Source organism: Mesorhizobium sp. L103C131B0, assembly GCF_000502275.1.
Classification (GTDB): Bacteria; Pseudomonadota; Alphaproteobacteria; order Rhizobiales; family Rhizobiaceae; genus Mesorhizobium.
Genome location: NZ_AYXC01000009.1, coordinates 115,076 through 137,040, shown reverse-complemented (window position 1 = coordinate 137,040; position 21,965 = coordinate 115,076). Strand labels below are relative to the sequence as shown.

18 protein-coding genes are annotated in these 21,965 nt (G+C 63.7%); 9 read left to right on the top strand and 9 right to left on the bottom strand.

All coding sequences use genetic code 11. The annotated features are described in order from the left end of the window. The first annotated feature begins 32 nt into the window (after positions 1-32). From X730_RS147800 to X730_RS147825, 7 genes are all read left to right on the top strand, one after another. Complete coding sequence (locus X730_RS147800; RefSeq protein WP_023739659.1) at positions 33-2,348, top strand: EAL domain-containing protein; 2,316 nt, start codon at positions 33-35, stop codon at positions 2,346-2,348. Positions 2,349-2,515: 167 nt separating this feature from the next. Next, positions 2,516-3,286 (top strand): hypothetical protein, encoded by a 771-nt coding sequence (locus X730_RS147805; RefSeq protein ID WP_023683521.1) that lies wholly within the window; start codon positions 2,516-2,518, stop codon positions 3,284-3,286. 99 nt (positions 3,287-3,385) lie between these two features. Further along, positions 3,386-3,535: a DUF3096 domain-containing protein gene (locus X730_RS1000000166295; RefSeq protein ID WP_023671341.1), complete on the top strand. Its 150-nt coding sequence runs from the start codon at positions 3,386-3,388 to the stop codon at positions 3,533-3,535. Positions 3,536-3,700: 165 nt separating this feature from the next. After that, positions 3,701-3,925, top strand: coding sequence for an aa3-type cytochrome c oxidase subunit IV (locus X730_RS147810; protein WP_023671340.1), 225 nt, complete (start codon positions 3,701-3,703; stop codon positions 3,923-3,925). A 101-nt stretch (positions 3,926-4,026) separates the two neighbouring features. Further along, the gene (locus X730_RS147815) at positions 4,027-5,304 is read left to right on the top strand and encodes a Re/Si-specific NAD(P)(+) transhydrogenase subunit alpha (protein WP_023739660.1); all 1,278 of its coding nucleotides are present in this window, start codon (positions 4,027-4,029) and stop codon (positions 5,302-5,304) included. Beyond that, positions 5,301-5,729, top strand: a complete 429-nt coding sequence (locus X730_RS147820) for a proton-translocating transhydrogenase family protein (RefSeq protein ID WP_023671338.1) — start codon at positions 5,301-5,303, stop codon at positions 5,727-5,729. The genes X730_RS147815 and X730_RS147820 overlap by 4 nt, the downstream gene beginning before the upstream one ends. Before the next feature lie 6 nt (positions 5,730-5,735). Beyond that, the gene (locus X730_RS147825; RefSeq protein WP_023671337.1) at positions 5,736-7,133 is read left to right on the top strand and encodes an NAD(P)(+) transhydrogenase (Re/Si-specific) subunit beta; all 1,398 of its coding nucleotides are present in this window, start codon (positions 5,736-5,738) and stop codon (positions 7,131-7,133) included. A 92-nt stretch (positions 7,134-7,225) separates the two neighbouring features. On the opposite strand, the gene X730_RS147830 is transcribed toward X730_RS147825, so the two are convergent. Then, complete coding sequence (locus X730_RS147830) at positions 7,226-8,143, bottom strand: membrane protein (protein ID WP_023826660.1); 918 nt, start codon at positions 8,141-8,143, stop codon at positions 7,226-7,228. 331 nt (positions 8,144-8,474) lie between these two features. Between X730_RS147830 and X730_RS147835 the strand changes: the two genes are divergently transcribed. Next, positions 8,475-9,923 carry a hypothetical protein gene (locus tag X730_RS147835; RefSeq protein ID WP_031197080.1) on the top strand — a complete coding sequence of 483 codons (1,449 nt, stop codon included), beginning with the start codon at positions 8,475-8,477 and terminating at the stop codon, positions 9,921-9,923. 36 nt (positions 9,924-9,959) lie between these two features. On the opposite strand, the gene gyrB is transcribed toward X730_RS147835, so the two are convergent. From gyrB to X730_RS147850, 3 genes are all read right to left on the bottom strand, one after another. Then, a complete protein-coding gene (gene gyrB / locus X730_RS147840) occupies positions 9,960-12,431 on the bottom strand; it encodes a DNA topoisomerase (ATP-hydrolyzing) subunit B (protein ID WP_023725945.1) in 2,472 nt (823 codons plus the stop codon). A 145-nt stretch (positions 12,432-12,576) separates the two neighbouring features. Then, positions 12,577-15,210, bottom strand: a complete 2,634-nt coding sequence (locus X730_RS147845) for a caspase family protein (RefSeq protein ID WP_023826658.1) — start codon at positions 15,208-15,210, stop codon at positions 12,577-12,579. A 76-nt stretch (positions 15,211-15,286) separates the two neighbouring features. After that, entirely contained in the window at positions 15,287-15,856 is a 570-nt protein-coding gene (locus X730_RS147850; protein WP_023826657.1) for an NADPH-dependent FMN reductase, read from the bottom strand. 217 nt (positions 15,857-16,073) lie between these two features. Between X730_RS147850 and X730_RS147855 the strand changes: the two genes are divergently transcribed. After that, positions 16,074-17,444, top strand: a complete 1,371-nt coding sequence (locus tag X730_RS147855) for a cytochrome P450 (protein ID WP_023736883.1) — start codon at positions 16,074-16,076, stop codon at positions 17,442-17,444. A gap of 15 nt (positions 17,445-17,459) precedes the next feature. Here X730_RS147855 and X730_RS147860 read toward each other — a convergent pair whose 3' ends face one another. The 5 genes from X730_RS147860 to X730_RS147875 all read right to left on the bottom strand — a co-directional run bounded on the left by X730_RS147860 (position 17,460) and on the right by X730_RS147875 (position 21,909). Beyond that, complete coding sequence (locus X730_RS147860; RefSeq protein WP_023826656.1) at positions 17,460-18,440, bottom strand: complex I NDUFA9 subunit family protein; 981 nt, start codon at positions 18,438-18,440, stop codon at positions 17,460-17,462. Positions 18,441-18,544: 104 nt separating this feature from the next. After that, positions 18,545-18,949, bottom strand: a complete 405-nt coding sequence (locus X730_RS01000000164530) for a DoxX family protein (RefSeq protein ID WP_280815678.1) — start codon at positions 18,947-18,949, stop codon at positions 18,545-18,547. Between the two features lie 371 nt (positions 18,950-19,320). Beyond that, positions 19,321-20,322, bottom strand: a complete 1,002-nt coding sequence (locus tag X730_RS147865; protein ID WP_023689222.1) for an Ldh family oxidoreductase — start codon at positions 20,320-20,322, stop codon at positions 19,321-19,323. Between the two features lie 112 nt (positions 20,323-20,434). Beyond that, positions 20,435-21,244 carry an ABC transporter permease gene (locus X730_RS147870; RefSeq protein WP_023703668.1) on the bottom strand — a complete coding sequence of 270 codons (810 nt, stop codon included), beginning with the start codon at positions 21,242-21,244 and terminating at the stop codon, positions 20,435-20,437. Next, positions 21,244-21,909 (bottom strand): ABC transporter permease, encoded by a 666-nt coding sequence (locus X730_RS147875; protein ID WP_032891566.1) that lies wholly within the window; start codon positions 21,907-21,909, stop codon positions 21,244-21,246. The genes X730_RS147870 and X730_RS147875 overlap by 1 nt, the downstream gene beginning before the upstream one ends. Between the last annotated feature and the right edge of the window lie 56 nt (positions 21,910-21,965).

Below are 21,965 nucleotides of genomic sequence, written 5' to 3'. Positions count from 1 at the left end.
TGCCAAGGCTGTGGTTCAGTTGGGCGCCAGTAATGGGCAGAACAAAGACCGATAACATCCCTGTGGATGTTTATATCCAGTTTGTGCGCTCGTTGTTCGACAACGCGCATATGCTGGTCATTGGCGCGCTTTGCCACGCAACCGCCAGCCTTATGGTCTATTGGCGCAACGGCCAGCCTGTCTTCCTGGTTCTTGCCGGAGCACTGCTTGGCATCGGCGTTTGGCGGTATTTCAGCTTGCGGCGGTTCCATCGCCTGGGTGGTTCCATCCACGATGCCTTGGATGCGACACGATGGGAGCGCGAATATATCCTGAACGGCAGCATCCAGGGGCTGATGCTGGGCCTGTTCTGCTTCATTTCGATCTATGTCTACTCGGATGCATATGCCGAGATCGCAGCGCTCGCCATAACGCTTGGCTCTCTGGTCACGGTCGTAGGCCGAAACTACGGCTCGCCCCGCATGGTCACGATCTTCGCGGTAACCTTCGTCGGGCCGATCGCAGCAGCCCTTATCCTCAGGTTTGACATCCCCAGTGTCGTGCTTGGGCTGCTCATCATCCCGTTCATGTTCATCATCAAGGGCAGTGCCGACCATGTGCGCAACGTGCTGTTCTCGGCCGTGGTCGGGCATAAGCAGGCGAGGCAAATCGCGCAGCGCTTCAACCGCGCACTCAACACCATGTCGCATGGCCTGGTCATGCTCGGACCCGACGGCAAGGTCGTGGTCGGCAATGCCGAAGCAGCGCATCTGATGTCGCTGCGCTCGCCCGACCAGCTGCTCGGGCGGTCGATCCATTCGCTGCTCCTGCGCGGCGTTGCGGGCGGCATGCTGGCGCCGAAAGACTGCCGCTATGTCGAAGCGCAGCTGACGCGCGCGTTGCGCGAAGGCCGTGACCGCAAGGTGCTGGTCTCCTTCTCCAATGGCCAGCACTACGAGTTCTCGGCCCGCGAGGGCAATCAGGACCTCGGCGTCATCACCTTCGAGGACGTCACCGCCCGCGTCGAGTCCGAAGAAAAGATCCGCTTCATGGCGCGCTATGACAGCCTCACCGGCCTGCCGAACCGCGCCTATTTCCATGAGCTCGTCGGCGAGGCCATGGCGTCGGGCAGCCGCGACCGGCTGTGCGCCCTGGCGGTGCTCGATCTCGACGATTTCAAGAGCGTCAACGACACACTTGGCCATCCGGTCGGCGATGGGCTGATCTATGCCGTTGCCGAGCGACTGGCGGCCGTCGCCGGGCAAGGCGTCAATGTCAGCCGCTTCGGCGGCGACGAGTTCATGATCTTCTTCGACCGCGTCGAGGATGAAAGCCATCTGACCGGCCTGCTCGACCAGATCTTTGCCGATCTGCAGGGCGAAGTCGATGTCGCTGGTCACAGCCTGCGCATCCAGGCAAGCGCGGGCACCGTGCTGTCCAGGGTCGAGGACACCGATGTCGACGCCATGATCGTCAAGGCGGATCTGGCGCTCTACAAGGCCAAGGAACTCGGCAAGAACAACTGGCGACTGTTCGAGGCGGCGATGGATGCGGCGTTCCGCAACCGCCAGATGATGAAGGCCGACCTGCGCACGGCGGTCGAAGGCAAGGCGCTGCGGGTGGTCTATCAGCCTATCGTGGCGATGAACACCATGCGCATCGCCAGCTGCGAGGCGCTGTGCCGCTGGGATCATCCCGACCTCGGGCCGGTTTCGCCCAGCGTCTTCATTCCGCTGGCCGAAGAAATGGGCATCATTTCCGAGATCAGCACCTTCGTGCTCGCGGCTGCCTGCGCCGAATGCGCCAAATGGCCCGCACAGACCAGCGTCTCGGTCAACCTTTCGGCCAAGGATTTCCGCAGCCGCGACGTCGTCCAGAAGGTTCGCGACGCGCTTGCCACTTCGGGGCTCGCCGCCGGCCGCCTCGAGATCGAAGTCACCGAAACCGCGCTGCTCGACGACAAATCGCTGACGCGCCAGTATATCGAGGAACTGAAGCAGCTTGGCGTGCGCATCGCGCTCGACGATTTCGGCACCGGCTATTCAAGCCTGAGCTACCTCCACAAGCTGCCGCTCGACAAGATCAAGATCGACCGTTCGTTCCTGATGGACGTGACCCAGAACAAGCGTTCGCTCGACTTGTTGAAGGGCATCGTGGACCTGACCCGCGTGCTCGGGCTGACCGTCACCATCGAAGGTGTGGAAACGTTCGAACAGCTGAAGATCCTGGTGCATTCGGTGAAACCCGACCTCGTCCAGGGCTTCCTCTTCGGCGCAGCTCTCAGCGCGTCCGGCATCGAAACGATGTCCAGTGTGACCTGGCCCTTCGCCGCGGAATTGCGGCCCGTCGCCAAACTCGCGACCACATGAAGCCCAACCTTTAAATCGCGCTTGGAAGCCGTCAAAAAAGCTGTGAATTGCCAAAACGTTAACCTATTGTTAACGTTAATATTCGGTAAACACAGACGATTAGAGTTTCATCTTCTTGTTCATTCGGTCGTCCGGTATGGTTTAGTTGCGACGGCACGAGGGTAACAATGGAAACTCAGCTAGCAGGTATGCCTCTGGTGGCTTCTAGGGCCACCGCTCAGTCTCCTTCGGTGTTTTCTCGTCATATCATGGACGTCCTGGAGCACGTCGAGTATCGCCTTTGCGACGGTGCCGAGGATTTGGAAGCCATCTATCGACTTCGCTACAAATCCTACCTTCATGCTGGCATGGTGAAGCCCGATGCCTCGCGTATGGTAAAGGACGACTTCGACGATCTGCGCAATTCCTACCGATTTGGCGTGTTCTTCGATGGTGTTCTGGTCAGCACCATCAGAATCCACTACGCCTGCGCGAAATACCCTGTTTCCCCCAGCACGGCCGTGTTCGGCGACACGCTGGCGCGGCGGCTGGCAGTTGGCGAGACGTTCGTCGATCCAAGCCGTTTCGCTGCCGATATCGAGTGGTCGACCAGCCTGCGCGTGCTGCCCTACGTGACGCTCAGGCTTGCGGTCGTAGCTTGCAGCCACTTCAAACCGACATATTGCCTGACGGCGGTCAAGGAAGAGCATGCCGGCTTCTATCATCGCATCTTCCGTTCCGAGCAGGCGGTGCCCCCCCGCATCTATCCCGGTCTCACCGTTCCCGTGCATCTGTTCCAGTCGAAGTGCTCCGAAAACATGCAGGCGACGCTGGATCGCTTCCCGTTCTTCAACTCCACGGCGTTCGAGCAGCGCATGCTCTTCCAACGCCCCAAGAGCGGCGAACTCGCACCGCTAACCATCCTGCCCACCGCCAAGTTTTTCCGCGAAGCCGCCTGACACCACTGAAGCCTGCGCAATTTGGCACGCGAGCTCTGGAGCTTTCCCGCCGCTTCCGCGTTCTGGATGACGCCGACGCGGCCATAGAAAGGAACCGACATGCATATTCCCGAGCTCGCGCTTACCCCGCTGATCTCGCTGATTGCCGGCGTGCTGATCCTGGTGATGCCGCGGCTGCTCAACTACATCGTCGCGCTCTATCTGATCGTCATTGGGCTGCTCGGGCTGTTTCCGCATCTGGCCGGTTGAAGCGCAAACCCTTAACGTTCGACGCCAGGCCGGCGACAAGAGCCCATACCGCCGGCTTTCAACATTCTTTGAGGCTGTTGTCGCTGGTCGTGCGGCAATAGCGCCATTGCTCTTGGCCTGGCTTTTCGCTATGTGCCTCAAAGATGTCTTCGAAGGGGTATTCCTATGGCTGATCACACGCCGACCGGTCCTGTCGAACTGGGCGCGAAGATGGACTATGCCGAACATGACCGCACCTATCATGGCTTTCTGGCGCTGGCCAAATACGGCTCGCTGTTCTGCGGCGCCCTGCTCCTGGCCATGGCTTTCGGCTTCTTCGCAGGCGGCTTCTTCTCCGCGACCATCCTGTTCGTGCTGATCCTCGCCCTCGGCGCCTTCATTCTCCGATAGTCTCTTCAGACCCTTGCCAAGGGCGTAGCCGGACATCCGGCCGCACTCTTTCGCAAAGCCGCACTCTTGCGCAAACAGGTTCCAGCCGAAAGGATCATGCGGTGGGACAGACGGTTTTCATCCCTCGCGAGCTCGATGCCAGCGAGCCTCGTGTCGCGGCCTCGCCCGATACCGTGAAGCGGCTGGCGGCGCTGGGCTTCGACGTCACCGTCGAGACGGGCGCCGGCACCAGGTCGCGCATTCCCGATGAGGAGTTCGCCAAGGCGGGCGCCGCGATCGGCAAGGCTTCGGATGCGAGCCGGGCGGATGTGGTGCTGAAGGTGCGCCGGCCGACCAACGCCGAGCTGAAGGGCTACAAATCGGGTGCGGCGGTCATCGCCATCATGGATCCCTACGGCAATGATGCCGCGGTCGCGGCGCTTGCCGAGGCTGGGGTCACCGCCTTCTCGATGGAATTCATGCCGCGCATCACCCGCGCCCAGTCGATGGACGTGCTGTCGTCGCAGGCCAATCTCGCCGGCTACCAGGCCGTGATCGACGGCGCATCGGAGTATGACCGCGCGTTGCCGATGATGATGACGGCGGCCGGCACCGTGCCGGCAGCGAAGATCTTCATTATGGGCGTCGGCGTTGCCGGCCTGCAGGCGATCGCCACGGCGCGCCGTCTCGGCGCCGTCGTCACCGCCACCGACGTTCGTCCCGCCGCCAAGGAACAGGTGGCGTCGCTCGGCGCAAAGTTCCTCGCCGTCGAGGACGAGGAGTTCAAGGCGGCCGAGACCGCCGGCGGCTACGCCAAGGAAATGTCGAAGGAGTACCAGGCCAAGCAGGCAGCGCTCACCGCTGAGCACATCGCCAAGCAGGACATCGTCATCACCACGGCGCTGATCCCCGGCCGTCCGGCGCCGAAGCTGGTGTCGGCGGCGATGGTCGCCTCGATGAAGCCGGGCTCGGTGATCGTCGACCTCGCCGTCGAGCGCGGCGGCAATGTCGAAGGCGCAGTTGCAGGCCAGGTGGTGACCACGGCCAATGGCGTGAAAATCGTCGGCCACCTCAACGTGCCCGGCCGCGTCGCCGCATCGGCCTCGCTGCTCTACGCCAGGAACCTGTTCGCCTTCCTCGAGACGCTGGTCGACAAGACCAGCAAGACGCTCGCCATCAACCGCGAAGACGATCTGGTCAAGGCGACGATGCTGACCGACGCTGGCCGCGTGGTGCATCCGGCCTTCGCCAAGGCGGCGGAACAGCCCCATGTCGAACCGGCGGCCATTCCGGCGGAGACCATGGTGGCTGATGCCACGCCGAAGAAGGCTGCACCGAAAAAGGCGTCCGACAAAGCCACTGCCGGCAAGTCCGCCGCCAAGCCGAAGGGGATCGCGTGATGGATCAGACCTTGCAGAAAGCCCTCGATCAGCTCGACCAGGCAAGTGCCGCCGTCCGGCTGGCTGTGCAGAACCTGGCCAACGCGCCCGGTGGCGCCGATGCGGCGGGCGATGCCGCGCACGCACTGTCCGGCGGCGCCATCGATCCCTTCGTCTTCCGCTTCGCCATCTTCGTACTTGCGATCTTCGTCGGATACTACGTCGTCTGGTCGGTGACGCCGGCGCTGCACACGCCGCTGATGGCGGTCACCAACGCCATCTCCTCGGTCATCGTCGTCGGCGCGCTGCTGGCCGTCGGCATCTCGGCCTCCGGCATTGCCACCGGCTTCGGCTTCGTCGCGCTGATGCTGGTCTCGGTCAACATCTTTGGCGGCTTCCTGGTCACCCAGCGCATGCTGGCCATGTACAAGAAGAAGGACCGGTAGAGCGCCATGAACGCCAACTTCGCGTCCTTCCTCTACCTGGTCTCTGGCGTCCTGTTCATCATGGCGCTTCGCGGCCTGTCGCATCCGACCACCAGCCGCCAAGGCAATCTCTACGGCATGATCGGCATGGGCATTGCCATCGCCACCACGCTGGCGCTGGCGACTCCGTCCGCCGGGCGCTTCGGCCTGATCGTGCTTGGTCTGGCCATCGGCGGCGGCGTCGGCGCCGTTACAGCGCGCCGCATCGCCATGACGTCGATGCCGCAGCTGGTCGCCGCCTTCCACTCGCTGGTCGGCCTTGCCGCCGTCATGGTCGCGGCAGCCGCCATCTACGCGCCGGAAAGTTTCGGCATCGGCACGAATGGCGACATCCACGCCCAGGCGCTGATCGAGATGAGCCTTGGCGTTGCCATCGGCGCCATCACTTTCACCGGCTCCGTCATCGCCTTCCTCAAGCTCGATGGCCGCATGTCGGGCAAGCCGATCATGATCGGCGGCCGTCACATCATCAACGCGGTCCTCGGCATCGCGCTGATCGTGCTGATCGTGCTTCTGGTCACCACCGAGGCCAAGCTGGTGTTCTGGCTGATCGTCGCGGCGTCGCTGGCGCTCGGCGTCCTCTTGATCATCCCGATCGGCGGCGCCGACATGCCGGTCGTCGTCTCGATGCTGAATTCTTATTCCGGCTGGGCCGCCGCGGCACTCGGCTTCACGCTTGGCAATCTGGCGTTGATCATCACCGGCGCGCTGGTCGGCTCGTCCGGCGCCATCCTGTCCTACATCATGTGCAAGGGCATGAACCGGTCGTTCATCTCGGTCATCCTCGGCGGCTTCGGCGGCGAGACCGCGGCGGTTGCCGATGACGGCATCGAACGCACGGTCAAGCAGGGCTCGGCCGACGACGCCGCCTATCTGATGATGAACGCACAGAAGGTCATCATCGTGCCGGGCTACGGCATGGCGGTCGCCCAGGCCCAGCACGCGCTGCGCGAAATGGCCGATAAGCTCAAGGCCAATGGCGTCGACGTCAAATACGCCATCCACCCCGTGGCAGGCCGCATGCCGGGCCACATGAACGTGCTGCTCGCCGAAGCCAATGTTCCCTATGACGAAGTGTTCGAACTGGAAGATATCAACTCCGAGTTCGCGCAGGCCGATGTCGCCTATGTCATCGGCGCCAATGACGTCACCAATCCGTCCGCCCGCGACGACAAGTCGTCGCCGATCTACGGTATGCCGATCCTCGACGTCGACAAGGCCCGCACCTGCCTGTTCGTCAAGCGCTCGCTCGGCTCGGGCTACGCCGGCATCGACAACACGCTGTTCTACAAGGACGGCACCATGATGCTGCTCGGCGACGCCAAGAAGATGACCGAGGAAATCGTCAAGGCCATGGATCACTGACCCCGCCGCAACCTTCCACTGGAAGGTTGTCGGTCCATCATCGGAAACAAAAAAGCCCGGTTCGACCGGGCTTTTTGATGTTGAAGACCGGTTCAGCGGCTGGTCAGGAAAACCGCTTCCTCGTCGTCGCGCTGCCTGCCGCCCAGTGCTGCCGCAGCGCTGGCGATGAAGGCGCCGATAACCAGCGACAGGGCGCCAAGCAGTGCGAAGGTGGCGCTGCCTTTCCGTGCGGCGTCGGCGGCCTGCTTGGCCTTGACCTTGGCGTCCTCGACCCTGGCCACCAGGGCGTCGACACGCGCCTTGGCGTCAGCCTCGGAAAGCCCGGTGCGGGCGGCGACCAGCTGCGACAGATAGGTCTTGTCGTCAGCCGAAATTTCGCCTGCCGCCGCACTGGCGACGAGGATGCGCGAAGCCTGCCCGGCCGCAGCCGCATCGCTGTCCGGATTGGCCGCCGCGAGCCTGGCGGCATCAGCCGGACGGAACAGCGTATCCACAAGATAGGACGTTGCATTGTCGGCCGGTGCGCTGCCGGCATTGGCGGACGCGCCGGCCGAAGCACCCATGGCGGCGCCTGAGGCAACAGTAGAAGCCGCCTGCACGCCTGTACCAAGCACTGCCGACAGCGCCGACCCGAGAATGCCGACGACCAGCAATGTCGCCAGCGCCCAGGCGAGGAGGCCGTGCGCGGTGTCACGGAAATAGACCTCGTCGGTGTGGATGCCGACCCATTTGGTGCGCAGGCGTCCGGCAAGATAGCCACCGACCCCGGAGGACAGCCATTGCACGATGATGAGCCAGATGGCGCCGGACACCGCGAAGGTGGTCAGCGAGGCACTGGCGCCGGACCACGGCGAGACCATGGTCAGCCCCAGCCCCGAACCGAGCAGCATGAGGATGAAGGTCAGCGTCGAGGCCGCGAAGGCGCCGGCGATGATCGGACCCCAGCTGACGGCCGGGGCGGAGGATTCCGTTGAGGCGGATACGTCGACAGCCGATACGGTGGACTGCATCGACGCCTCCTACCGTACGAACAGCATGATGAGAATGATGATCGGGATCGGAATACCGAGCAACCAGAGCAAAATACCGCGTCCCATAAAGAGCCTCCCTGCGAGAAATTGATCGATGTCGTCACAATGTTCCTGAGCGATTTCCGTTCCGAAGGGCAATGAAATGATTTGCTTGCCGGGAACGGAACTATTTTCCGCGCGGCCCGAGGCACGACTGCGAAACTGTGGATTGGTTCACGGAGTTCCACATGGGCTGCCGTGTATTGTTGGCTCGGTGAGCCGGGGGTAGCATGAGCGATCCCGCCGTCGGATGTCGTCAACGGAGACGCTGATGCCCAAGACTGTCGCATCGCTGGCTTACAAAAAGGCGCACCCCGGCCAGGCGGTGGTGATCGTGCACGGCATGGGCGAGCAGCGGCCGATGGGTACGCTGAGGGGATTCGTCCAGGCGGTCTGGAGCAGCGATCCCACCCGTGCTCCACCCTACGCCCAGATTCCCGATCCGGCCGTTTCCGGCGCCACGATCAACCAGAGCTGGATCACGCCCGACAGCCGGACCAAGTCACACGAGCTGCGCCGCATCACCACGCCCTACGACGTCGATGGCCGCCGTACCGATTTCTACGAGCTTTATTGGGCCGACATCACGCAAGGCACGACGCGCGGCCGGCTGGCCGCCTGGGTGACGAACCTGTTGTGGCGCAAGCCCGCCGACATTCCGCTCGACGCCCGCAAGCTTTACGTCACCACACTTCTGATCATTATCGTCATTCTGGGCGCAGCACTCGTGCTGGCAACATCGGTCTGGCAACAGGCCGTTACCTTGACGACCGGCCTGATGATCACCACCCTCGCTTCTTTTGTCATCTGGGCGGTGGATCAGTTCGCCCTGCCCTATTTCGGCGACGTCGCCGCTTATGTGCGCGCCGAGGCGGCGACGATCGAGAAGCGTGCGCTGATCCGCGACAGAGGCCTGACGTTGCTCAAGACGCTGATGAAGGACGATGCTTACGACCGCATCGTGCTGGTCTCGCACAGCCTTGGGTCGATCATCGCCTATGATTTGCTGCAGATCCTGTGGGCCGAGTTCCGGCCGCGAAGGCTGGAAGCGGTCCGCGACAAGGCCAAACTGGCGGCGGTCGAGGCCATCGACAAGGCAACGCTCGGCTCTGATGGGTCAGCGTGGCCAAACAATCTTGAAGACCTCGCCGGGTTCCGGCGCGGCCAATGGGCGCTCTACCAGCAGCTTCGGACCAAGGACGCCGACCACCCGCTGCCCTGGAAGATCAGCGATTTCGTCACGCTTGGCAGTCCGCTCTCCCACAGCGAATTCCTGGTGACCTCCAATCTCGCGGAATTCAGGCGTGGCCTTGCTGAGCGCCTGTTCTCGGCGTGCCCGCCGATTGCCGATGACGGGCGCGCCGGCGGCACCGTGCTTTACCAGGAAGGACACAGCCAAGCAGGCAAGGCGCAGCGCGCGGTGCATCATGGCGCGGTGTTTGCGGCAACGCGCTGGACGAACGTCTACGACCGCGGCAATGGCTGGGCGACAGGCGATCCGATTTCCGGTCCGATGACGGAAAACTTCGGCCCCGGTGTGGAGAACATCCAGATCGAGCTTCGCAGCTCACTTGGCCGTATCTTCACCCACACGCTTTATTGGTCATCGACGGCAAACGGCGTCGAAATCGCCCTGCCGGCGGGCACCGCGCCGCGCTCGCATCTGCAAGTGCTGCGCGACGCGGTGGACCTTGGTCGGAAGCTGGAGCCAAAGGCCTGACCCGGAGTGGAGCTCCGGCGGCAAGGCCCCCAGCCCTCAAATGTCCAGATTGGCAACTGACAGCGCGTTGTCCTGGATGAATTCGCGCCGCGGTTCGACCTCGTCGCCCATCAGCCGCGAAAACAGCGAATCCGCATCGGTGGCGTCATTGACCTTGACCTGCAGCAGCGAGCGCACATTCGGGTCGAGCGTGGTTTCCCAGAGCTGCTCGGCATTCATCTCGCCGAGGCCCTTGTAGCGCTGCATGGTCAGGCCCTTGCGGCCGGTCGCAAACACCGCGTTGAGCAGCGCCAGCGGCCCCGAAATGGTTTCGGAGACATCCTTGCGACGCAGCACCGGCGGCTCGCCATAGACTTCCATGAGGCGCGGGGCATAGCGGTCGAGCTGGCGTGCGTCGGCTGAATTTATCAGCCCGGCATCGAGCTGCGCGAATTCCTTGACGCTGCGCACCGTGCGTTCGAACACGTAGCCGCCGACGCCTTCATTGGAGGTCGACAGCCGGCCGGTCCAGCCGCGCTCGGTGTCTTCGGCAATGATGTCGAGGCGCTGGGCCACGCGCTCGGCCATGGCGTTGGCGCGGCCGAGGTCGTTCAACACGTCGGCATTGAGCGCGCCGGCGATCGCCGCCTGTTCGACCACGCCCCTGTTGTAGCGCGTGTGCAGCCCGTTAATGAGCTGGCGCACGGCCAGTGCATCGTCGATCGAGCCGCGCAGATCCTGTCCGGCCCGCGCCTCGCCGGAGGCAAGCGTCAGCGACGCCTCTTCCAGCCCGGAGCCGATCAGGAACTCCTCGAAGGCGCTCTCGTCCTTGATGTATTGCGAGCTCTTGCCGCGCGTCACTTTGTAGAGCGGCGGCTGGGCGATGTAGAGATGGCCGCGCTCGATCAACTCCGGCATCTGCCGGAAGAAGAAGGTCAACAGCAAGGTCCTGATATGGGCGCCGTCGACGTCGGCGTCGGTCATCAGGATGATCTTGTGGTAGCGCAGCTTGTCGGCGTTGAACTCGTCCTTGCCGATCGAGGTGCCGAGCGCGGTGATCAGCGTGCCGATCATCTCGGAGCCGAGCATGCGGTCGAAGCGGGCGCGCTCGACATTGAGGATCTTGCCGCGCAGCGGCAGGATCGCCTGGTTCTGGCGCGAACGGCCACCCTTGGCCGAGCCGCCGGCGGAATCACCCTCGACGATGAAGATTTCGGATTTCGCCGGGTCGCGTTCCTGGCAGTCGGCGAGCTTGCCGGGCAGCGAGGTGACGCCGAGCGAGCTCTTGCGGGTGATGTCGCGCGCCTTGCGCGCGGCTTCCCGCGCCGCGGCCGCCTGGATCACCTTGTCGATGACCACCTTGCCTTCGCTGGGATGTTCTTCCAGCCAGGTGCCGAGCGCCTCGTTGACCAGGCCTTCGACCACCGGGCGCACCTCGGACGAGACCAGCTTGTCCTTGGTCTGCGAGGAGAATTTCGGGTCGGGAACCTTGACCGACAGCACCGCCGTCAGGCCCTCGCGGCAATCGTCGCCGATCAGCGCCACCTTTTCCTTCTTGGTCAGGCCCGAGGACTCGCCATAGCCGGTGATCTGGCGCGTCAGCGCGCCGCGGAAGCCGGCCAGATGGGTGCCGCCATCGCGCTGCGGGATGTTGTTGGTGAAGGCCAGCACGTTCTCGTGGTAGCTGTCGTTCCACCACATCGCCACTTCGACGGTAATGCCGTCGCGCTCGGCCTTGATGGCGATCGGCTTGTCGATCAGCGGTTTCTTGACCCGGTCGAGATATTTGACGAACTCTTCCAGGCCGCCATCATAGTGCAGTTCGTGGCGCACGAGATCGGCATGGCGGGCATCGGTCAAGATGATGCGTACGCCGGAATTCAGGAAGGCGAGTTCGCGCAGCCGGTGCTCCAGCGTGCCGAAGTCGAACTCGACCATGGTGAAGGTTTCGGACGACGGAAAGAAGGTGATCTCGGAACCGCTGCGGCCCTCATAGGTGCCGGGCTGCTTGTTCTGCTCATAGCTGCCGGTGGCCTTGAGCGGCGCATCGGCATTGCCATGCGTGAAGCTCATCTCGAAAATCTGGCCGTTGCGGCGGATTTTCAGCTTCAGCCAGGCCGACAACGCGTTGACCACCGAGACGCCGACGCCGTGCAGGCCGCCGGACACCTTGTAGGAATTCTGGTCGAATTTGCCGCCGGCATGCAGCTGCGTCATGATCACTTCGGCCGCCGAAATGCCTTCGCCAGTGTGAATATCGGTCGGAATCCCGCGGCCATTGTCGATAACGGTGACCGAACCGTCGGGATTGAGCGTCACCGTGACGAGATCGGCATGGCCGGCCAGCGCCTCGTCGATGGCGTTGTCGACCACCTCATAGACCATGTGATGCAGGCCCGAGCCGTCGTCGGTATCGCCGATATACATGCCCGGCCGCTTGCGGACAGCGTCCAACCCCTTCAAAACCTTGATGGAATCGGCGCCGTATTCGGCCTCAGCGCCGTTGGCGTTGTCGCTTTGATCGCTCATGAAAACCTGTCTGATTGATGCCGCATGCTCAGCGCGAAAAAATGGCTTCGAATCACGCCGCTTTGATGTCCTAGATATTGGCACAAAAGGCGGTTTTTCCAAGGTTTGCGGGCATTTCAGGGCTGAATCCCGAGCTGGCAGCCGGCTATTTTTTCGCGGCTTTCAATTTGGCCAGAAGACGGCGCAGATATTTGATCGTGGGTTTGTCTCTCGGCGCCAGTTTGCCTGTGCGGTCAAGCTCCAGCGTCAGGTCTAGCGCCTGCGACAACACAGCCTTCGGATTCTTCGCCACATAGGCATAGTTGATGTAGGCCTGTACCAGATCGAATTGCCAGATCGCATTGTCCGGATCGGACAGGGCCAACCGCTGGCGGATGGCCAGGCTGGCTTCGAAGGCCTTCTTCGAGCCCTCATAGTGGCGCTGCTTGGTCTCCAGCAGGCCTATTTCCTCGAACGTGATCGACAGGTCGCGCTGCCAGTCGGAATTGCCCGGGTCGAGATTTGCCAACCGGTCGGCAATGACGAGACTGTCCTGGTAGTTCTGCAAAGCACCGGCGATATCGCCCTGGGCATCAAACACGCCGGCAATTTTTTCCAGGCAGACCGACAGGTCGCGTTGCCAATCGGTGTTGCCTGGGTCGCTGGCGGCAAGGTCTCGCGCCGTGGCCAGCGCCTGCTGGTAGGCCTCCAACGCGAGTGGCCAGTCCTTCTGGTCGCCGTAAGCATTGCCGATCTTGGCGTAACCGACCGACAGGTCGCGCTTCAAATCGGTGTCGTTTGAGTCGCGGCGCACCAGCGCTTCGGCGATTATTTGGCTCTTGTTGTAGGCGTCGAGCGCGCCCGCAGCGTCGCCACGCTCGCGCAGGACGTCGCCGATCCTTGTGTAGCTGACGGAGACGGCGCGCTGATGCTTGGGGTCGTCGGGGTTGTTCTGCGCCAGCGCCAGCCGAATTCTCAGGCTCTCTTCGAATGCAGTCTGGGCGCCATCCAGCTGGCCGGCGGTGCGGGCAAGACCGCCGATTTCGTCGTAGGTAATGGTCAGGTCGCGCAGCAGATAGACGCTGTTCGGCTCGGCATCGGCCAATTGCTGCTTGATGGTCAGGCTTTGCTGGTAGGCCTGGGCTGCCGCACCCACGTCGCCCTGCGTGGCCAGCACGTTGCCGATCTTGTCATTGGCCATGGCGAGATCGCCGAGCCAGTCCTTCTTGTCCGGCACGTCTGTGGTCAGGCCCTGCAACATGTCCCTGGCGGCCTCATAGTTTTGCAGGGAGGCCGGCAGATCGCCTTGCGCCATCTTGATGTTGGCGAACTTGATATGGCCGATGGCCAGGTCGCGCTTGACGCTCGGATCGGTTTCCTGGCGCGCTCGCTGCTCAAGATTGGCGACCAGCGCCGCAAAGGCGCGGCCGGCGGCGTCGGTGTTGCCGACCGTTGTGTAGAGGATGCCGAGCTCTTCCAGCGTGCGGCTTTGGCGGTCGGCCTGTTCCAGGCTGAGCGAGGTCTGCCCGGCTTCGCCATAGAGCGCCAGCACCGTTTCATAGTCCTTGATGGCGGTTGCATAGTCCAGGGTGGCACGCGCCGCGCCGCCCGAGAGAAATCGCGTCGCGGCTTCGGACAGGGTGCGGCTGACGAAATTGGCCTTCAACGCCTGGCGCGAGACATTGTCGACGTCGGCGGCCTTGGCGAAGATCACGCGTGCACCATCGAAAGCGCCGAGCGCCAACTGTTCCTCGGCCTGGCGGCGCAGTTCGGTCACCTGCGGGTCGTCGGCGGCCAGCGTCTTCATCTCGCCGCGCACCTTGACGAAGGCGTCGGCCGCCTCGCGCAGCTTGGCGTCCAGGCTTTCGCCGGAGAGATGGCTGGTGTCGGAACTGATCAGCGCGCCATAGAGCGGCGCCAGCGGCATGTCGGCATCGCTGGCGACCCGCTCGACCGCGCCGCGCATTTCCGGCGTCACATCGGCCATGGCAAGCAGCAGCCGCTCGCGCTCCGGCAATTGTTCCTTGGCCGCCGAGGCGAAGAACAGCTTCGGCAGCCCGCTCTCGACGTAGGGCAGCTGTTTCCCGCGCGAAAGGTCGTAGACCTCCTGCTGCACCAGCGTCAGCACCGAGCGGATTTCGAGCCCGTCGGTGCCGAGGTATTTGGTCAGCGCCGCTGTAAAGGGCGAATTCGCACCGGTACCGTCGTCGGCAGCCGTCTCGCCGGGCGCCGCCGAAAAGGCGAACAGGATGTTTTCCGCCTTGCCGACTCGTCCGAGGCCCGGCTTGATCTTGTCCACCAGGTCCTTGATCAGCGATGTGGCGCCACGCCCGTCGCCGCTGCCGCCCGTGAACGGATCGCTGCGGCAGGCGTCGAGCACGATCAGCCCGACCTTCGCCGTGGCGGCAACCGCATCGCGCACTTCCTCCAGCGGCAGGCTGGTCTTCTCCAGCTGGTCGAGCGAGGAGGCATCGGCATCGACCGGCAGAAGACGGTTGTCGCCGGAGATTTCGACGCCATGGCCGGAGAAATACACCAGCGCCACGTCGGCGCCCTTGGCGTCCTCGCGAAAATCGTCGAGAGCCCGGCGCATGCGCCTGAGATCACGATTGGTCTCAAGCACGACTTCGAAGCCGAGCTTCTTCAGCGCCGCTTCCATCGCCTCGCCGTCATTGACCGGATTGGAGAGCTTCCGCACCAGCCGGTAGTCGTCCTCGGCAATGACCAACGCCACGCGCCGCTCCGCCACCGCTGTGGCGGTGGTCGCAAGCATCAACAGCAAGGCAAACAACAGGCGCAAATCGAACCGCCCCCGGCTCAGTCACCTGCCGACCATTCCACCTCTTTATGGCATGAGCAAGCCGGGGCCGGCTGCGTTACGTAGCCCGCATCGGCTTCAGCGCCCCGCTCCAGCGCGAGAGCTCGTCCAGCATGGTCTTGGTCCCACCCTCTACCTGCTCACTAGCCTGGAAGGAGCCGTCGCTCTCCAGCAGTTTCTGATACATCGGCAGCGCGACGCCTTCCGAGATGGGCATGACGCCCACCGCGGTCAGCAGCGGCTTCAGCGCCTGCGCGGCGCGCAGGCCTCCGGAAACGCCGCCATAGCTGAAGATGGCGGCTGGCTTGTATTTCCATTCGCGCGCAAGGTAGTCGATGGCGTTGACGATCGCAGGCGCCACGAAATAATTGTACTCCGGCGCAACGAACACGAAGGCGTCGGCGGCATCAATGACCTTCGACCAGGCTTTGGTGTGGTCGTTCTGGTAATTGCCGAGCCTGGGGTGATGCGGCTCGTCCAGAACCGGCAGATGGAACGTGGCAATGTCGGTCAGCACCGGTTCGAAATTGCCGTGCTCGCGGGCAAAATCCTCCAGCCAGTGGGCGAAGACCGGCCCGGCGCGGCCCGGCCGCGTGCTGCCGATTATGATGTTCAGCTTGTGCTTCAAGCGGGCTCTCCTGGGCGATTGGCAGTAGCTGTTGGTAACTGTCACCTATGGCAGAGTGTCCAACCGGACAAGCCGCAACCGTTTCACCGGCGGTCACGATCCGATGAACACACCGTCTGTCGGGCACACCGGGCGCTGCAGCGTTTCAGTTTGCCGTTCGGTCACATGGACGCCCGGATTGCCAGCCACTACATCTGAGCTATCAGCGGAGCACCTCATGGACACGCAGCCCGTCCCCTTCGTGCCGCCGGCGCCCAAGCCGCGCACGACGCCGCCTTCGACGCTGGAGATGATGCGGATCGTCTACCGCAATCCGCTCGAACTGTGGGGCGAGCACACCTACAACGAGCCCTGGATTTCGGCGAATGGCGTCGGCGGGCATCTGATCGTCGCCAACGATCCCGGCCTTATCCGCCACGTGCTGATCGACAACGCCAAGAACTACAAGATGGCGACGGTGCGCCAGATGATCCTGCGACCGATCTTGCGCGACGGGCTGTTGACCGCCGAAGGCGAGGTGTGGAAGCGCTCGCGCAAAGCGATGGCGCCGGTGTTCACGCCGCGGCATATCTTCGGCTTCGCCGAGCCGATGCTGCGCCGCACGATGCAGTTCGTCGCCCGCTATGACGAAGGCGGCATGACCGATGTCGCCCATGACATGACGCTGCTCACCTACGATATCCTGGCCGAGACGCTGTTTTCGGGCGAGATTGCGGGCGAGCCCGGCAGTTTCGCGCAGGAGATCGACCGCCTGTTCGAGACCATGGGCCGCGTCGATCCGCTCGACCTGTTGCGCGCGCCCGAATGGCTGCCGCGGCTGACCCGCATCCGCGGCCGCAAGACCATGGCGTATTTCCGCAAGATCGTCACCGATACGGTCAAGATGCGCGAGGAGCGGCTGAAGCGCGACCCCGACACCGCGCCGCAGGATTTCCTGACGCTTCTGCTGCGCGCCGAAGGCCCCGACGGGCTGACGCGGGCGGAAGTCGAGGACAACATCATCACCTTCATCGGCGCCGGCCACGAGACCACCGCGCGGGCACTGGGCTGGACGATCTACTGCCTCGCCGAAGCGCCGTGGGAGCGTGAAAAGGTCGAGCGCGAGATCGAGGCCGTGCTGGCGCGCGAACCCGACCCAACGAAATGGCTCGACGCAATGCCGTTCACCCGCGCCGCCTTCGAGGAGGCGCTGCGGCTTTATCCGCCGGCGCCGTCGATCAACCGCGAGCCGATCGAGACGGAGACCTGGAACGATCTGGTGCTCCCCAAGCGCGCGGCCGTACTGGTGATGCCTTGGGTCGTCCACCGCCACAGAAAACTGTGGGACATGCCCGACGCCTTCATGCCCGAACGCTTCCATCCGGGAAACCGCGAGAAGATCGACCGCTTCCAGTATCTGCCGTTCGGCGCCGGTCCGCGCATCTGCATCGGCGCCAGCTTCGCCATGCAGGAGGCGATCATTGCGCTGGCCATCATGCTGTCGCGCTTCCGCTTCGATGTGACCGCCGAGACCAAGCCGTGGCCGGTGCAGAAACTGACGACACAGCCGCAGGGCGGCCTGCCGATGCAGGTCACGCGGCGCGTTTAACGGCGCAACGCCTTGTTACGCGATGCCGGCGGGCTTGCGCTGGAACTGGCCTGCGGCGCGGAAGCGCCAGAGATAGCTGGGCAGGATGGTGCCGATAGACTGCGGCTGGATATCGAGGCCGGCAAGGTTCCGGTTGGCCTTGTTGGCCTCCTCCGACACGATGTTGGGCTGGCGCAGCAGCAGCACCTGGTCCTTGGTCAGCAACGGGTTGGGCAGCAGGCCGAGGATCGAGGCCTGCAGATTGGCCATCCACCACGGCACCGGTACCAGGAGCCGCTTGCGCTCGATGACGGTCAGCAGCTCTTCCATGCACTGCTTAAAGGTGAGCACTTGCGGCCCGCCGAGTTCATAGATCTGGCCGCCCTTGATCTTGCCCTCGACCGAACGCGCCACCGCTTCGGCGACATCGCCGACATAGACCGGCTGGAACTTGGTCTGGCCGCCGCCGATCAGCGGCAGCACCGGCGAATAGCGCGCCATGTCGGCGAAGCGGTTGAAGAAACTGTCCTCGGGTCCGAAATTGATCGACGGACGGAAGATGACGGCGTCCGGGATCGTCTCCAGGACGGCCTTTTCGCCGAGCGCCTTGGTGCGGGCATAGTCGGATTCGGCGTTGAGGTCGGCGCCCAGCGCCGAGATGTGGGTGAGCCCTGCGCCGACCGAGCGTGCGGCTTCGGCGACGGCGCGGGCGCCGAATTCGTGCACGGTGTTGAATTTCTGCCGGCCGCTTTCATGCGGGATGGCGACCAGATTGATGACATGGTCGGCGGCCTGCACGGCGCGGTCGACCGACCAGCGCACGCGCACATTGGCCTGCACCGGCTGGATCTGGCCGACATTGCCGAGCGGCTGCAGATGTCCCGCCAGATCGGGCCGGCGCACCGCCACCCTGATGCGGTAGCCGCGCTTGGCCAGCGCCCGCACGATGTGGCGGCCGACGAAGCCGGAGCCGCCGAAGACGACCACGAGCTTGGGGATCTGCAGGATTTCGGTCATGGCTGGCTCCGGCGCTCGAAAGCTTGGCTGAAGCCGTTTCATAGTCCGTTTTGGGCCAAAGGCAAAGGGTGACGCGTCGTCGCTGCCACCCTCTTATAGACCCTTCAGAACGCCTTGCCGATGCGCGCGTCGACCGACTGGCGGTTGCCGCCGCGGATAACGAAGAACAGCAGGATCGCCGCCCATAGAAGCGACTTTTCAGCGCCGGAAAAGCCCTGGCCGGCAGTGATCCAGTGGAACCAGACGGTGACCAGCAGCACGATCATGCCGGCAAAGGCGGCGGGCCGAGTCAACAGGCCGATGGCGATCAGAATGCCGCCGAAGAATTCGGTGCAGGACAATGCAACGACCAGAACGCGCCGGGATAGAAGCCGAGGCCTTCGACCATCTCGGCGGCGCCGAAAGGGTTGGCGATCTTCTGCGAGCCGTGAATGGTGAAACCCGCCGGCGACGACGCGCAGAAGGGTTTCGGCGCCATCATGCAGCGACGAATACAGGCGGCCAAACACCGGAACGATAAGTTTGCCGCGGGAAGCGTCGGTGGTTGCGGAAATCGTAGCTCCTGTTTTTGTGACGATCCCTTGCAAACGCCCGATGGTTCCGGCAAGTCAAGTTAACAAAAGTTAACTTCCGCCACATGTTTTAGCACACAGAGCACGAACGCAGAAAACCCCGCCGAAGCGGGGTTTTCCGGGTGACGCAACGGTCGAGACAGAGCGCAACGGGGCGGATAACCTGAGACGGCATACGCCCGCCCGGGCCCTAAACGCATCCGACAGAAGACACCGACCGGGCAAACCCGACCCGGCAGCTATTGGTCGTTGCGATCGGTAGAAAGGTTCAGTCAGGTCGCGTAAAAATTCGTTGTCGCAGGACCGCTTCAGCCCGAATAGCGCTCGGCGAACTCGGAAATGCGCTGCACCACGGCTTTGGGGGCATTGATGCCGCGCGCCTGCGCCTTCTCGGCCGCTTCGGCCCGCGCCCGGCCCGGAACGTGCACGCCAAAGCGCCGGCGCAGCCGGTCGAGCTGGTCCTTCATGCGTTGCTCGAAATCCGGGTCGAGCAGCTTGGGCTCGACGGCGAGCACGAACAGGCCGGTTCCCGGGCTGTCCGGTCCGCCGGAGAACCAGGGCGCGTCGAGCGACCAGTTGGCGCCCGACAGGCCAGCCGCCAGCACTTCGACCATCAGCGCGATGTTGGCGCCGCGCTGGCCGCCGAAGGCCAGCATGGCGCCCTTCATGGCCGCGGCCGGATCGGTGGTCGGGTTGCCGCTGGCGTCCAGCGCCCAGCCTTCGGGGATCTTCTTGCCGTCCTCGGCCGCCTTGCGGATGTTGACGAACGCCGTGGCGCTCGACGACTGGTCGATGACCAGCGGCGCGCCATCGGCGGCGGGTGCCGCAAACGACATCGGGTTGGTGCAATAGACCGGCTTGACCGAGCCCGAGCCTGCCAGCACCGCCGGCCCGTTGGTGGCGGCGAAGGAGACCAATCCCAGTTGCGCCAGACGCCCGGTGAAATAGCCTAGTGCGCCGCAGGTATAAGCGTTCTTCTGCGAGAAGATGGCGACGCCGAACAGCTTTGCCGCCTTGGCAAGGTCATCGATGGTGCGGTCGAAGCCGGTATGGGCGAGGCCGCCACGCGCATCGGATTGATAGACGGCGAGCGCCGGCCTGGTGATCACGGGATCGGCATTGCCGTCGATGCGGCCGGCTTCCAGCGCTTCGAGGTAATCGATGAAATGGGTCAGCCCGACGGTCGAAAGCCCTTCCGCCTCGGCGGCAATGATCGAGGCGGTGAGCGACCTCGCCGCCTCCTCATTGGCGCCGGCGCCGAGCGCCGCCATCCGGCACAGCCCTGTTGCCTGATCGAGAGAGAGTTGCATGTTGCGGACCCGATTGGTGGTGAGTGAGTAGGGAGTAGTCAGTAGGGAGTAGCGAAAGCAAGCGGTTTCCCGGTCATATGCTGACTACTCACTACTGCCTACTCACTATTCCCTAGCCCACCTTGTTCGGTATGCGCGCCTCGATCTTGCTGAATGCAAACACCAGGAGGCCGGTGATGATCATGTAGATCAGCGCCAAAAGCAGCAAGGGTTCGTAGGTGAGGTAGGTGTCCTGCCGGACCTTGGACGAGACTGCGAAGATGTCGATGACGCTGATCGTCGCCACCAGCGGCGTCGACTTCAGCTGCAGCACGGTTTCGCCGGTCAGCGTCGGCAGCGCCCGGTAGATGGCCTGCGGCAGCCAGATGCGGCGGAAAATCTTCCAGCGGCTCATGCCGAAAGCGCGGGCCGCCTCTAACTGCCCCTTCGGCACGCCGGCAAAGGCGCCGCGCATCACTTCGCCCTCATAGCCGGCGAAGGACAAGGTCAGTGCCAGCACTCCATAAGGCCAGGCTTGCCTCAGATACGGCCACATCCAGGATTCGCGGATCCAGGGAAATTGCGGAAACAGCGAGCCTAGCCCGTAATAGAGCAGCCATAGCTGGATCAGCAGCGGCGTGCCCCTGATGACGGTGCAGAATGTCCTGGCGGGCGCGGAAAACCAGAAAGAGCCGGCGGCCTGCGCCAGCCCGAGCGGCACGGCGAGCAGGAAGCCGAGAAAGCAGGTGACGGCCAGGATCCACAGCGAGCGCCAGATGCCGATCAGTCCCATTTCATAATATTGCGGAAGCCAGTCCCAGCGCATGAAAAAGGCGGCACCGAAAACCAGCGCGATTGCGACCAGGATCAGCACGATGCGATGCGGCTGCAGCCACAGCGACGTGCGCGCGGCAGCGTTGATGATGGTCGCTTCTCCGGCCATCAGCGCGCATCCTTGAGCGACGGCATACCGCGCCGCGACCAGGCCTCGAGACGGCCGATGAGGAGGTTGGAGACCAGCGACAAGATGAGATAGAGCACGCCCGCGGCGAAAAAGAAGGTGAAATAGGCTTTGGTGACGCCCGCCGCCTGCCGCGTCGCCAGCGCCAGCTCGTAAAAGCCGACGACCGCCAGAAGGGCCGTATCCTTGGTGGCGATCAGCCACAGATTGGCGAGCCCGGGTATGGCGAAGGGCAGCATCGCCGGCAAGGTGATGCGCCGCAGCATGAGCCCGGGTGACATGCCATAGGCACGGGCGGCTTCGATCTGGCCCTGCGGTATGGCCAGGATGGCGCCGCGGATCACTTCGGTCGAATAGGCACCCTGGACAAAGCCGAGCACGGCGATGCCCGCGGCAAGGCCGCTGATGTCGACGCGCTGGTAGCCCATTGCGGTCAGCGCCTGGTTGATCAGGTCTGTTCCGGCATAATAGAGCAGCAGGATCAGCACCAGTTCGGGCACGGCGCGCACGATGGTGGTGTAAACCGCCAGCAGGTCGCGTACGACCGGCCCGCCGTAAAGCTTGCCAAAGGCGCCACCGGTGCCGATCAGGAGACCAAGGACCGTGGCGCCGAGCGCGATCTCGATCGAATGGAGCAGCCCAAGCAACAGCGTGCCGCCCCAGCCCGGCGGATTGGGCGAGAGAAGTTCTATGATGCTGGCCG